The organism is Lysinibacillus sp. BNK-21, from assembly GCF_048684915.1.
GTDB lineage: Bacteria > Bacillota > Bacilli > Bacillales_A > Planococcaceae > Lysinibacillus > Lysinibacillus capsici.
In genome coordinates this window covers 163,186-177,050 of the sequence record NZ_JBLQTS010000001.1, presented here as the reverse complement: position 1 = coordinate 177,050, position 13,865 = coordinate 163,186, and the positions used below count along the sequence as shown (strand labels likewise).

Below are 13,865 nucleotides of genomic sequence, written 5' to 3'. Positions count from 1 at the left end.
CTCCGCTTTTATAGGTAGGTCACTAGAATGTAAGTGACGGTGCTGCGTCTTTCGCGAATTCTAGGAACGTTACGGCTCCTCCCACTTCAATACCCTCAATGAAATCTTCAGTAGTTAAACCCATAACATCCATCGTCATCTGACAAGCAATAAATTTCACACCTAATTCTTGTGCCATTTCCACTAGTTGAGGAATAGCTGGCACATTTGCTTTTGTAAACCCTTCAGCATAGTGTTCTGCTCCAGCTGGCATTGGTAATGCATGCATACCTTGCTTATGAATTAAATTCAAACCTTCAAATGTAAAGAAGATAGCTACCTCTTTCTCAGAAGCTGCCGCAGCTGTTGCGATATTAAATACCTTATACGCATCAAATAAACCACCGTTACTTGCAATGATTGCTACTTTGTTCGACATAATAAAATTCCTCCAATTTAAATGTTTTTTGTTAAATCGCCTGACCAGGATGTCATACCTGGTAAGACGTTAAATACTTTCGTAAAACCATGTGAAGCCAGCTTTTGCGCAGCCATGTCACTGCGTTTTCCAGTACGACAAATAACATATATCTCCTGCTCTTTATCAAGCTCAGAAAGTCGTGTCTCCAGTTCGCCCATTGGTATCGATTTTGCTCCCGCAATATGCCCAAAAGCGAATTCCGCTTCCTCACGTACATCTAGAATTAATCCTTTACGACTTGTGATTTGCTCTAAATCAATTGTTTGATCAAACGTCATTTCTTCTATTTGGTCGTTTGTACATTTACGAATATAGTGTTTCAGTACACCATCATCTTCTAAAGTACCAATATACTGATGACCTACAGTTTCAGCCCATGCCGCAATATCAGCTTTAGATCCTTTGTCAGTCGCAGCTACTTCTAAAATTTGACCATCTACTAAATCAGCCATCGCTTTTTTTGTTTTCACAATCGGCATCGGGCAAGAAAGACCCTTGGCATCTAGCTGAAAATCCGCCTTCATACTTTTCACAACCTCCATATACCTATAAGGGTATTATTTTAATCAAAAAAATATAGATTTAACCTATTACTGTACTTTTCCCTCCCAAGCTAACATACCACCAATCATGTTAGTTACATTAAAGCCATTACTTTCTAATAGTTGAGTAGCCCGAGCACTTCGTCCACCTGATCGACAAACCATAATATACGACTCCCTCTTATTTAATTCAGGTAGTCGAAACTCTAATAAACCTAGCGGGATATGAATAATGCCTGGGATGTGGCCAGCCTCTACTTCATCTACCTCTCGCACATCAATAAGATTCAGCTTCCCTCCTTGCTCCATCGTTTGTTGAACTTCTTTTGCTGTAATTTCTTTCACTTTTTTCTCCTCCTAGTATGCACTCATTCCACCACGAACATTAGAAACACGCTCAAAACCTTGCTTTTTAAGTTGCTTACAAGCCTGACTACTTCGCATACCACTCTGACAAATAACTATGATCTCTTTATCCTTCGGAAGGTTTTTAAAGCTCGACCCAAGCGGAACATTTTTAAATTGCGAGATATGCCGACCTTTATACTCAGCAGGCGTGCGTACATCGATAAATATCTTATCCTTATCATTCAGCATATCTTTTAATTGGGCTGTAGAAATTGATTGAACGCCCTTCGCTGGCTTCATTCGCCAAACGAAAAAGGCTGCCACAAGCGCGATAATAATCCATATTTCCATATGACCAGTCCTCCTTTTTATACGATTATGGGTATATCAAGTTATCGACTTTTCACGACCAAGTCCATCGCCTCTTGGATAGCAGCATTCATTTTTTCAGCATTGCCTTCAGCAGTCGATACACAATCTAATAAATTTTCACTTACAATGACACCAATCGTCCGGTCAACAGCAGAACGCACGGCAGATAGCTGTGTAATCACATCTTTACAACTTTGACCTTCTTCCATCATGCGTAAAATACCCCGCATTTGACCTTCCATACGTTTCACACGATTTGCAGTGTTTGAGCCATACGCCATTCTGTTATGCCCCCTTCCAAACGATAGATTGAACTTCCTTACGAGATTTATATTATACCCCTATAGGTATGTTGTCAACATAAAGCTTCTATCTTTTTTAAAATGCTGCAATTGCGAGTTACAATGTTCTCCCTATCGCTTTAACCTCATCTATCTGCTTCCTTATTATTTCAACAAAAAACCCTGCTACGAGTTATTACTCATAGCAGGGAGTTTATTTTTATTTAGCTAATTGCATGGCTGGCCCAAAGAATTCATAGTGAATTTTTTCATCTTTCACGCCAATTTCCTGTAAATTTTTAATAACCGCTTCCATAAAGCCTACAGGGCCACATACATATACATCTGCATTATCAGCTACTTTTTCAGCCAGCAATTCTTTTGTAATAAGCTTGTCTTCATCAGAGTATAAAGCTGTATAGGATGCATTCGGTAAGACGTTTACTTTCTTTTGAATGTCATCACTGAACGCTACAACCTTCTCATTACGAGCACATTGGATAAAGTTCACTTCATTCACTGCATTATCATTTAGAGATTGCAGCATACTGTTTAAAGGTGTTACACCGATACCGCCACTTACAAATGTAATTGGTGCAGCCGTTTCTTCTAACACAAATAATCCGGCTGGAGCACTTACATCTACCAAATCTCCAACTTGTAAGTGATCATGAATATAATTTGACACTTTACCATTTGGCGTATGATCACTTTCACGTTTCACCGAAATACGATAGCCATCTTCTGCACTCGCTTGTGAAAGTGTATATTGACGGTTCATTAAATACTCTTCTCCTGGCACTTTCACTCGAATAGAGATGTATTGACCTGGTTCATAAGTTGGTAGTGGTGATCCATCTTCATTTACAAAATAAATAGAAGTTACTAAGTCACTTTCTACAACTTTTTTTGCCACTTTCAATGGTTTAAATAGACGCCAACCACCATTGTTCTCAGTTTTTTGGTATAACTCTTCTTCTACTTGAATGAAAATATCTGCGATAACGCCATAAGCCTCGGCCCATGCACCAATAATGTCATCAGTTGCTGCATCACCAAGTACTTCTTTAATCGCTTTTAATAAGTTTTCACCCACAATTGGGTAATGTTCAGGTAAAATTCCTAAACTACGGTGTTTATGTGCAATAAGCATTACGGCTGGTAAAATTGCTTCTAAGTTTTCAATATGAACTGCTGCAGCGTAAACAGTATTTGCTAATGCTGTTTGCTGACGGCCTTGTTCTTGGTTCGTGTGATTAAAAATATTTAGTAATTCTGGATGAGCTTGAAACATATTTTTGTAAAACGTCTTTGTGATTTCAACACCATGAACTTCTAATACAGGTACTGTCGCTTTAATAATTTGAATTGTTTCTTGTTTTAACATATCGCTTACCATCCTTTCGTGATTACAATATAACGCTTTCATTCTCTTAAAGCAATATATAAAATACATCTTTAACAAAATAGACATAATTAATGTATTTTAAATACATCTTTAAAAATAGGTTGTAGATATTATACTTCAATGTAAAAATGCTATAATTATTTTGAATTATAGAAAGTAGGGTGTTTAGATGCGCTTAACTTTATACACAGACTACTCTTTGCGCACACTTATTTATTTAGGCGCAAAGGAAGATGGTCAATTATCGACTATTCAAGAGATCTCAGATGCTTATAATATATCGAAAAACCATTTAATGAAGGTGACACACCAACTAGGGTTATTAGGTTACATTGAAACAATCCGTGGACGTGGCGGTGGAATTCGCCTTGCTATCGATCCAAAAACCATTACCATCGGTGAAATTGTTCGTCATACAGAAGAGGATTTTCATCTTGTAGAATGTTTCGATAAAGAAAATAACCTATGTAAAATAGCTCCAGAATGTCAATTAAAGGGTGTACTGTATGAAGCTTTGCAAGCCTATTTGAAAGTATTAGATCAATACACCTTGGACGATTTCCTTCATTCTAAGGAAAAATTAATGGCTCTACTGCTCGGTAAATAAAAATACCCGCTCAACATTTGTTGAACGGGTATTTTTTTTAGAAGTTTGCTTATAATTGCTTTGAAAAGAAAATCATATCCAATGCACGAATACCATTTTCATAAATTGGTTCTGGGTAATGACTGAAGAAGTCCTTTTCAATAGCCTCCATGCGAAAGCCTGCTTTTTGATAAAAAGCGATATTATCAATACTTGAGTTCGCCGTTCCAACTAATACCGTTTGATAACCATCCTTTTGACATTCTTCAGTGAGCTGTCGCAATATCTCTTTGCCTATTCCCTTCCCTTGATACTTTGGTACAATAGCAATATTCTTCAATTCAATTGTAGTATTAGTTTGAGGAATGACTAATGCCACTCCCACCAACAGTTCTCCACAATTAATTTTATATAATGTACCCTTATCTAAATATTTCCGAACTGCCACTTCACTCTCATCAGCTAATAAAAGCTGAGGTAAAAAGGCTTCTCGGTTTCCTTCTACCTTTTCTAGGGATGTTCGATAACGGACATAATCTTCTCGTTCAAAAACATTTAACACACATGGTTGCTTTTCCTTCACTTCTAACCACGAATGCTCCTCAGGATAATCTTTTTCCACCCCTAATCGAACAAAAGGTAGCTTTTCTTGTGCTTTTTGTGAACGGATATTAACCTTTCGGGCTCCTGCAAAAACACGTGATAATCCCAGCTCAAAAAACGCAATATCTAAAATAGCCGTTTTTGCTTCAAGATTATAGCCCTTCCCCCAAAATTGATAGCCAAGCCAAGAGCCGATATGACAGCTCTTTTTATGACGATCGATAAACATTAATGATGTCACACCAATGACTTGCCCCTCCTCATCTAAAATCACACGAGGGACGGTCTTACCTTCTTCTTCATCTATACGTTCACGCTTAATAAAATGAATTGTGTCTTCTACCTTGCCAGCAGGTAAGCCTAGGGCATCTCGAACCTGTGGCATAGAAGACAACGCATGCATAGCCTCAGCATACTTCACATCATGCCTTACTAACGTTACTGCCATCTTCTATTCCCCTTTATTTCTTAGGATTGAAAACTTATTCTTTATATATACTCCATATACTATAGATTATTCAAAAGCCTTGTTTTGCTAGTATAACTGAATATCCATCTACTTTATATAAATATAGAAAAATAAAAATTAAGAAAGTGAGCTTTTACTACACTTTCTCGATTATTTTTATGGTTGAACTGGTATAGTGATCTCTAGTTCAGGTATATATTGAATTTTCGGATAACCGTTTTTATCCAATTGAAACATACCTTTTTCGTTTTCCTTGAAAAGATGGATATAGGGTTTTAAGGTTATTGTTTTTGGAACAGATTCAAAAGGAGTGTACCGAAGATCATCAAGATGAATGTTTCCATTGGTAGCGTTCCAACCGTTTCCTCCAATTAATTCAATTTCACGACCATGCTCATCAATAATAACTATCCCCATTGTTAGTAGTGTTAAATTATCAGTGAACGTTGAATTATCAGTTAAAACCATCCGTGTTGTGATACTTGTTGTAACTGGTGTTAGCTTGACCTTTTCAAGAGTCAAATGAATATTGTCATATTGTCGACTTATATTTGGTGCTAAAGCTACATAGTCTTTCACTTTATTTTTCACAGGAATATCAATTTCAATGGGGTTTTCTATACCTTTGACAAAAGCTTGAATGGTTAAATCAAATTGCTCTGGGAAAGGCTTCCCCCCCTGATTTCTCAGATCCGAAAATTCAATAATAACAGAAGCATTATCTTTACCAGGGTACATAAAACGACTAATAGAATTGGACTCACTCGGAGCAAAAGAATTAATAGGCTCATCATTTATAAACAAATTATAATTACTGATACAATCCATTAAAGCTTCTTTCTGATCTTCTTTATAGGGGCGTTCAATAGCAATTGAAACACGTGTACCGTCATACGCTACTTCCGATACACTTAATGTAAACCCCTCCTGTGTCACACTTGTCTGTGGTTTTGTAGAAAGTCCTTTTTCATCAGCCATCTGCAACCCCAAATCACCAGCGAGACGGAAAATTGAGGATAGTACAGGCACTTGTTTAAGCGTTGCAGCCATTGTTGGTGAAATAAATGATGTAATAAATAGTAAGCTAACTAGCATGGCTGTTGCAAAAGCAACTTTATAGTGCCATTTCTTCTGGTGCTTTACTACTTGTGGCTGCTCGTTACGTTCATATTTACTGATTACACGATCAACCAAATCAATTTCTACAGGTGTTTCTCGAATTAGCAGCTCTATTCGTGCCATTTCTTTATCCTTCTGCTTTGAATGAATGCTCATAAAATCCACCTCCTAACTTATTTTCCTTTATTAATTTTTTGCGTAATCGTTCATATTTTTTTCTTATTGTAGCTGGTTTCATATCCATAATTTCAGAAATCTCTTCAAAGCTATATTCTTCAATAGAACGAAGCAGTAAAATCCTTTTTTCATCTACATGTAAGTTTTCCAGTAGCCTATGCACCATCTCATCATATTCAGGTATCGGTGCTTGCGTCTGCTTCACCTGTTCTCGCTTCACACTTAGCCAAAATTTATAGCCCCTATTTTTTGCTTTTATGACATCAATACAATGGTGGTGAGCGATTTTATAAAGCCACGCCGATAAGGAAACCGTATAAGAAAATTTATGAATATTCTCTAGTCCTTTAATAAAAATATCTTGCGAAGCATCCTCCGCCTCCTCTTTGGTTCCTAGCATATAGTAACAATAAATATAAATTTGCTTTTGAAAACAACGAATGATTTCTGCATAGTCATGCGTGTCCCCTGATTGAACTTGCTCCACGATTGATTGAATATCTATATCAGCTCGCTCTTTTGATGGTTCTCGTGTAGTCAATGTTGTCCCCCCTCTCCAATCTATATAACTGAAATTATTAGAAGTTTGTGATACTAGATAAAAAATCTTAAAAATATTATTGAATGTCATCGAGTTACTTGGAGAAATCTTTTATATCTTCCCTTCTTCGCCTATATAACTGAAATCAACAGCCATTTGTGACACACTATAAAAATTTTTCACAAAAATAAAACGCTTAAGGGTAACCTAAGCGTTTGAGTCTCACTATTTTATTTTGTAGCTTGTTATAAACCCTTTAATAATTGGGATAAATACTCCTATCAATACAATGGGTAGGAACCACCATCCTAATGAATTTACCTCACCAAGACCAATACGAACCATCTGAATCGATATAAAAGCAAATAAAATGAGACAGATATTTTTTACTTGATTTAGTATTTTTCTGCTATTCAAATAAAATACTTTTACATTACTTTCATCCAAACGTGACGGATAATTATGCATATGAGGTGCTTTTTCTAGCAGCCACATAACAATCCATAAAAATAAACCGATGAACGGAAGAATGAATAATTCTATTTTTGATCCCCATCGATCCACCTCACCTAATCCATTAAAATGACCAGGTATTTCATCAGGCAACTTACCCCATGCCAATATAATATAAAAGATGGATAAAATAAATATACTACCACCAATATAGTCCCATATCTTTTCTGATCTTGTTTTAGGTAACTTTAAAATTGGCCTATACATTTTCTCCACCCCTGTTCTTTTCCTTTACTACATCTACGTTATGACTACTATTAAAGTTTCAAAATTTATGAAAATTGACTTAATATTCAACATGCACCATTAATTATCCCTATTATTAGTAGCATTATAGCGATAAAATCTACTTTTTTTATTACTTCATATATAATTTATACCCATTTTCAAACTGCTAATTACTGTAGAAATACTCATAATACTTTGTAAAATTCATATAATCTGATATAAATGATATATATACATATTTCATTATTTTGTAACATTTCTACTAATTACTGAGAAAGGATATTTCAACTATGCGATTTACTATCTACAAGAAATTATTACTCGGTTTTTTTATAGTTATTTTGGTACTCGTTACAACAATCGGCTTAAATATAAAACAGCTTGATTCTGTAAATAAGACCTATCGTACATTATTGGAGGAACAAACTACTAAATCTATAAGTATTCAGGAATTACGGGTGATTGCAAAACAGGAAATTGTCAGCATGCGAGGCTACTTACTACTTGGTGACAAACAAAACTTTCAAAGTAATCAAGCCTCACGCGAGGAATTCAAACAAAAATCTGAAGAATTAATGGCTACTTTAGATTCAGAAAAATCAATTAAGATGCTTGAAGCTATTAATAAAAGTGAGCAAAATGTGCAAGAATTTGCAGATCGTATGTTTGAGTTAAAAGCTGCTGGAGAAACAGAGAAGTACGAAAAATTGGATAGTACTCAAGGACGCTTAATTATTAAACAATTCGATGAACGTGTTGAAAACCTTTCTAATTATCAAAATGAATATGTAGAAGGTAAAATGGCTGCTACATCCAATCAAATTCAAGACATCAAGCTCCAAATGATGCTTCTTGGAGTCTTTGCTGTTGTCATAAGTCTGATAATTGCTATGGTTGTTGGTAGTCTAATGTCTCGTCCAATTAACGGTATGGCTAAAGCTGCGAAAAAAATAGCTGAGGGTGACTTAACAGCTGAACAAATTCGTATAAAAAATCGTGATGAAGTAGGTGATCTAGCGCTTGCGTTTAATCAAATGGCTACAAATTTAAAGGATTTAATTACGAATGTGCGCCAAAACACTGTACAAGTTAGTGGCTCTGCTGCTGAGTTAACAGCTAGTGCAGAGCAAACTATACAGGCTACAGAACAAATCACTTCTTCTATTCAAGAGGTTGCTAGTGGCTCAGAGGCTCAAGGGAAAAACGCAACTGAAAGCTCAGAAGCAATGAAAAACATGACAAAGGGTATACAACAATTAGCTTCTACTACTGCGGCTGTTTCTGAACTGGCAATCGAAACAAATTCAGAGGCTAAGAAAGGGAATGATTCTTTACATCGTGTTATCTCTCAGATGACAACAATCAACACGGCTGTTTTAGAGTCAGCAAGTGTTGTTAAAAATCTAGACGGGCACTCCATTGAAATTGGCAATATCATTGGCATTATTACTGATATTGCAGAACAAACAAACTTATTAGCACTTAATGCTGCCATTGAAGCGGCTCGTGCAGGCGATCATGGACGCGGCTTTGCAGTCGTAGCAGATGAAGTGAAAAAGCTAGCAGAGCAATCAAAAAAATCCGCTGAGCAAATCGCTACCTTGATTTCTGAAATACAGCAGGATACAAACCGTGCTGTAACGGTGATGGATACTGGAACTCAAGAGGTTCAAATTGGTATGCAGGTAGTGAAGGTAGCAGAAGAAGGTTTCTCTAAGATTGTTGAGCTGATTGAGCAAGTATCCATGCAAATCCAAGAAGCAACGACAGTGTCAGAGGAGATGTCCTCTAGTGCAGAGCAAATCTATGCTTCCTTTGATGAAATTGCAACTATTGCACAGATGTCCTCATCTAATTTACAAAATGTTGCTTCTGCTTCCGAGGAACAATTAGCTACTATCGAAGAAGTAGCTGCTTCAGCAGCAACACTTTCAAATATGGCAGAAGAACTTCACACGCAAGTCTCTCGTTTTAAGCTAGAATAAAAAACTGCTCGTTTTCTTTAGGTTTATAGAAAACGAGCAGTTTCTTCATACAAAGAAAAATAGCATGATTTTTCTACCTATCGTATGCTAACCCTATTCACCATTTTCTCCTAGTAAATACATTCTTCACCACTTTATTTTACACTTCACCAAATATCAAATTTTTAATAAAATAGACATTACTTAAGACAGAATTAAATAAATTTTTAGAATATTATTGACAGGCAGTTAATATCCAAGTAATATTGCTTTCAACAACACATTGCAGGCCAAGATTGGAAATAGTAAAAGTGATTGTGTACTTGTAGAGAGCCGATGGTTGGTGTAAATCGGTAGGCACACATTTTGAACTCGTCCATGAGCTACTCCCTGAACTTTTTAGTAAGGGATGTCGGTTTCCCCCGTTAACAGGATAGACAGTGATAGCTGTCGATAAGGGGACTTTTTCTATAAAGAGAAGGTCAATTAGAGTGGTACCGCGAGCATAAACTCGTCTCTATTTTTAAATAGAGACGGGTTTTTTTATTTTTTTAATGACTTATTGGCCTAAGTGTAGATTTTAGATACTAATCACTAAAAAGGAGTGTTTGAAAATGGGAAGAAAAATTTGGGTGTTTGATACAACTTTACGTGATGGCGAACAGGTGCCTGGAGCAAAGCTAAATCTTTATGAAAAAGTAGAGATCGCACAGCAGCTGAAAAAATTAGGTGTCGATATTATTGAGGCTGGATTCCCCGCTTCCTCTCAAGGTGATTTTGATGCCGTCAAAGCTGTAGCTGAAAAGGTTGGCAATACAAACGACATTATGATTACAGCATTAGCACGTGCTGTAAAGGCTGACATTGATGCTGTCTATAATGCTGTGAAGTATGCTCAAAACCCGATGATTCACATGGTACTAGGAACCTCTGATATTCATGTGGAGAAAAAATTCAGCAAGTCAAAAGATCAAATTTTACAAATTGGCGTGGATGCTGTGAAATACGCTAAAACATTATTGCCGCAAGTTCAATATTCCACAGAGGATGCCTCTCGTTCTGACTTTGAATATCTTTGGAAAACAATTGAAGCTGTTATGAGAGCTGGCGCAACGATGATTAACGTTCCTGATACGGTTGGCTTTGCAGAGCCAGAGGAATTTGGAGAAATGATTTTTAAATTAAATGACCGTATGAAAAACTTAGATGATAGCGTTCTTTTAAGCGTTCATTGTCACAATGATCTTGGAATGGCAACGGCTAATACGCTAGCTGCAATTAAAAATGGTGCAGATAAGGTAGAGTGTACAATCAATGGTATCGGTGAACGCGCAGGTAATGCTGCATTAGAAGAAGTTGTCATGGCACTTAAAACTCGTAGCTCCGTCTACAATGCAGAAACACGTATTAATACAAAAGAAATTATGAATACTTCACGTCTTGTTTCTAGCTTTATGGGCTTAGATGTACAGGTCAATAAAGCCATTACAGGAGATAATGCATTTGCCCATTCTTCTGGTATTCACCAAGATGGTTTGTTAAAATCGCGTGATGCTTATGAAATCGTCCATCCTGAGGATGTAGGTCTTGATGATATGGAGCTAGTACTAACAGCTCGATCTGGTCGCCATGCAGTGAAAAATGCTCTTGAAAAATTAGGTTTTACTAATCTTTCAACAGAGGAATTTGAAGGTATTTTCGAAGGATTCTTAAAGCTAGCCGATGCGAAGAAAGAAGTATATGATCACGATTTATATGTTATTGTTGAAAGCTATTATGAAAAACATGATGCCAATAATAAAAATGCTACACATTATAGTGAGCAATTCTTTGATTTTGATGATCTACAAGTCGTCAGCAATACAAGCTTCCCTTCAGCAAGTGTTAAGGTTCGAAAAGGCGGCGAAGTATTTAAAGCTAGTGCAGTAGGCTCTGGTCCAATTGATGCCCTCTATTCAGCCATTGCAGAAATTACAAATATGGATGTAAAACTAGTGGAATATAATATCAATAGTGTTTCACGAGGCAAAGAGGCTTTAGGTAAAGTAAAAATTACGATTGAGCATGAAGGCGAAAAGTATATTGCAAAAGCAGCAGATACAGATATTCTTAAGGCAAGTGCATTAGCCTATATTAATGCGATCAATAGCATTGTAGTGACAAAATTAACACCTGTTATGAATTAAATGAAAATAGCAAGCAGTATGGCACTTGTGCCATACTGCTTTTTCAATCCTAGTGACTATCCCTAACTAGTTTTTGATATTCCTCATCGATTCGTTCGATATCAAGACGTTCAAATAATGGTGTCACCTCTCGAATGACTTTAGTGAGATCTACTTGCTCATGCCACATCATTTCATTTATACCTAACATATTTCTTACTTTCTTTGCTGAAAACGGTAAGAAAGGATGCAGCAGCTGTCCTAAATTCGCAATGATATAGACGCAAGTTGCTAATGTACGATTACCTGCCTCTACGTTTTCTTTTACCTGCAGCCATGGCTGTTGTTCATCAAAATAACGATTAGCACCGCGAATATACTCAAAAATCGATTCTAACGCCTGTTTGAAATGACCACCTTCGATAAGAACACCCGCTTCATTAAACAATTGTACGGTTTGTTTTCGAATGTCGCTATCCACCTCCGCTTGTGGCACCTGACAAGCAAATGATTTCTCAATAAACTTCAATGTACGGTTTACAAAATTGCCATAGGCTCCGAGTAGTTCGCCATTATGGCTATAAATAAATTCCCGCCATGAAAAATCAGTATCACGATTTTCTGGCGCATTCATCGTTAAGAAGTAACGAATAGAGTCCGCATCATAACGGCTTAAAATATAAGGAACCCATACAGCCCAATTCTGACTAGTAGATAATTTGCGTTTTTCTAATGTTAAATACTCATTAGATACGATATGGGTAGGTAAGGCCTTGGATCCAATTCCCATTAAAATGGCTGGCCAAATAACTGTATGGAATGGAATATTATCCTTCCCATGTACATAGTATGAAATGGTCTCTTCATTCCATAAATCTTCAATAGCTATATGATGCTCTTTTGCCCATTCTAAGCTTGCTGTTAAGTACCCTGCTACAGCTTCAATCCATACATATATTTTTTTCCCTTCAAAACCTGGCACTGGAACATCTATGCCATTCGGTAAATCTCTTGTTACTGCTCGGTCGGGAACTCCCTCTGCCAAGTATCGCTCCGTTAACCCTAAAGCATTGTCACGCCAACGTTTCTCGACTTTCGCTTGTGCTAAATAAGACTCCAACCTTCCTTGAAATTGACTAAAGGTAAAATAAAAGTGCTCAGTTTCCCGAATAACAGGTTCGTTCCCACAAATTTTGCAGCGCTTATCAATTAAATCCAATGGGTCTAAAATTTCTGAGCAGTTATCACATTGATCTCCCCTTGCTTTCGCTCCACAATTTGGACAGAGCCCCTCGACAAATCGATCTGGTAGAAATTGTTTATCCGTCTCACAGTAAGCCTGTTCAATTTTCTTCTTGTATAAGAAATTATTAGCCAGTAGCTGTAAGAAAAGGGCCTTAACGGATTCATGGTGGTGCTCCGCATCCGTTCTTGTGTACAAATCATAGGTAAATCCTAAATCATGAAAGCATCTAGTAAACTCCTCATGATAGTGATTAGCTATAGCTTCTGTCGTTGTATTCTCTTGTGCGGCACGTATAGAAATGGGTGTACCATTACAATCACTGCCTGATACATATAAAACCTGCTCACCTTTTTGTCGGTAATATCTAGCCAAAATATCACCTGGTAATAATGCGGCAACATGCCCTAAATGCAAAGAGCCATTTGCATACGGCCAAGCGCCTCCAATAACAATCGTCATTCTAAATTGCTCCCCTCACAGAAAAAATGGTAAAAAAAAATCGCCCTAATCAAATCTGATTAGGACGAGTATACCCGTGTTACCACCTATATTTACAAATAGCTTACACTATTTGCCTCTATCAGTACGTCTTCACTCAAAAAAGAGATACTGCTGCTGTTGTAACGAGTGCCCATCTCGTCGTAATCTACTGGCTAAAAAGCTTTCGGTACGAAGCTCAAAGGTCATTTTCAAAAGGGTTCATTTACCTCATTTCCACCAACAGAGGCTCTCTACAAAATGCTAATCCAATTTACTTTTCCTTCTCAATGCTTTTTCTATAGGATTGGCATTATTTTACGCCTTCTTGTGAGGAAATGCAATGATTGTTGTAAAAGCGTCTTT

General features: G+C 36.9%; 14 protein-coding genes and 2 other annotated features. Of the genes, 3 read left to right on the top strand and 11 right to left on the bottom strand.

Annotated elements, in window-relative coordinates; all coding sequences use genetic code 11:
- Window positions 1-22 precede the first annotated feature (22 nt).
- The 6 genes from ACMGGO_RS00930 to hmpA all read right to left on the bottom strand — a co-directional run bounded on the left by ACMGGO_RS00930 (window position 23) and on the right by hmpA (window position 3,390).
- A complete protein-coding gene (locus ACMGGO_RS00930) occupies window positions 23-418 on the bottom strand; it encodes a DsrE/DsrF/DrsH-like family protein (protein ID WP_048394137.1) in 396 nt (131 codons plus the stop codon).
- A 17-nt stretch (window positions 419-435) separates the two neighbouring features.
- Entirely contained in the window at window positions 436-984 is a 549-nt protein-coding gene (locus tag ACMGGO_RS00925) for a sulfurtransferase TusA family protein (RefSeq protein WP_048394135.1), read from the bottom strand.
- Window positions 985-1,050: 66 nt separating this feature from the next.
- The gene (locus tag ACMGGO_RS00920) at window positions 1,051-1,347 is read right to left on the bottom strand and encodes a rhodanese-like domain-containing protein (RefSeq protein WP_048394133.1); all 297 of its coding nucleotides are present in this window, start codon (window positions 1,345-1,347) and stop codon (window positions 1,051-1,053) included.
- Window positions 1,348-1,359: 12 nt separating this feature from the next.
- Window positions 1,360-1,701, bottom strand: a complete 342-nt coding sequence (locus ACMGGO_RS00915) for a rhodanese-like domain-containing protein (RefSeq protein WP_066037989.1) — start codon at window positions 1,699-1,701, stop codon at window positions 1,360-1,362.
- A 41-nt stretch (window positions 1,702-1,742) separates the two neighbouring features.
- A complete protein-coding gene (locus tag ACMGGO_RS00910; protein ID WP_048394130.1) occupies window positions 1,743-2,003 on the bottom strand; it encodes a metal-sensitive transcriptional regulator in 261 nt (86 codons plus the stop codon).
- 220 nt (window positions 2,004-2,223) lie between these two features.
- Window positions 2,224-3,390 carry an NO-inducible flavohemoprotein gene (gene hmpA, locus ACMGGO_RS00905; RefSeq protein WP_112116789.1) on the bottom strand — a complete coding sequence of 389 codons (1,167 nt, stop codon included), beginning with the start codon at window positions 3,388-3,390 and terminating at the stop codon, window positions 2,224-2,226.
- A gap of 190 nt (window positions 3,391-3,580) precedes the next feature.
- On the opposite strand from hmpA, the gene ACMGGO_RS00900 reads away from it, so the two are divergent.
- Window positions 3,581-4,018 carry an Rrf2 family transcriptional regulator gene (locus tag ACMGGO_RS00900; RefSeq protein ID WP_048394127.1) on the top strand — a complete coding sequence of 146 codons (438 nt, stop codon included), beginning with the start codon at window positions 3,581-3,583 and terminating at the stop codon, window positions 4,016-4,018.
- 49 nt (window positions 4,019-4,067) lie between these two features.
- Here the strand turns inward: ACMGGO_RS00900 and ACMGGO_RS00895 are convergent, their stop codons facing one another.
- The 4 genes from ACMGGO_RS00895 to ACMGGO_RS00880 all read right to left on the bottom strand — a co-directional run bounded on the left by ACMGGO_RS00895 (window position 4,068) and on the right by ACMGGO_RS00880 (window position 7,626).
- Complete coding sequence (locus tag ACMGGO_RS00895) at window positions 4,068-5,048, bottom strand: GNAT family N-acetyltransferase (RefSeq protein WP_048394125.1); 981 nt, start codon at window positions 5,046-5,048, stop codon at window positions 4,068-4,070.
- A 177-nt stretch (window positions 5,049-5,225) separates the two neighbouring features.
- A complete protein-coding gene (locus ACMGGO_RS00890) occupies window positions 5,226-6,344 on the bottom strand; it encodes a DUF4179 domain-containing protein (RefSeq protein ID WP_103118923.1) in 1,119 nt (372 codons plus the stop codon).
- Window positions 6,316-6,906, bottom strand: coding sequence for an RNA polymerase sigma factor (locus ACMGGO_RS00885; protein ID WP_048394121.1), 591 nt, complete (start codon window positions 6,904-6,906; stop codon window positions 6,316-6,318). Before ACMGGO_RS00885 ends, ACMGGO_RS00890 begins: the two co-directional genes overlap by 29 nt.
- Window positions 6,907-7,131: 225 nt before the next feature.
- Window positions 7,132-7,626 (bottom strand): DUF1648 domain-containing protein, encoded by a 495-nt coding sequence (locus ACMGGO_RS00880; RefSeq protein ID WP_103118925.1) that lies wholly within the window; start codon window positions 7,624-7,626, stop codon window positions 7,132-7,134.
- 311 nt (window positions 7,627-7,937) lie between these two features.
- Here ACMGGO_RS00880 and ACMGGO_RS00875 point away from each other — a divergent pair, with 311 nt between their 5' ends.
- Both ACMGGO_RS00875 and ACMGGO_RS00870 read left to right on the top strand, forming a co-directional pair.
- Entirely contained in the window at window positions 7,938-9,632 is a 1,695-nt protein-coding gene (locus ACMGGO_RS00875) for a methyl-accepting chemotaxis protein (RefSeq protein ID WP_259950531.1), read from the top strand.
- 262 nt (window positions 9,633-9,894) lie between these two features.
- Window positions 9,895-10,133 (top strand) — a binding site (T-box leader).
- A 92-nt stretch (window positions 10,134-10,225) separates the two neighbouring features.
- Complete coding sequence (locus ACMGGO_RS00870) at window positions 10,226-11,797, top strand: 2-isopropylmalate synthase (protein ID WP_036079516.1); 1,572 nt, start codon at window positions 10,226-10,228, stop codon at window positions 11,795-11,797.
- Between the two features lie 49 nt (window positions 11,798-11,846).
- Here ACMGGO_RS00870 and metG read toward each other — a convergent pair whose 3' ends face one another.
- Window positions 11,847-13,481 (bottom strand): methionine--tRNA ligase, encoded by a 1,635-nt coding sequence (gene metG, locus ACMGGO_RS00865; protein ID WP_420281512.1) that lies wholly within the window; start codon window positions 13,479-13,481, stop codon window positions 11,847-11,849.
- Between the two features lie 57 nt (window positions 13,482-13,538).
- Window positions 13,539-13,799 (bottom strand) — a binding site (T-box leader).
- Window positions 13,800-13,865 lie beyond the last annotated feature (66 nt).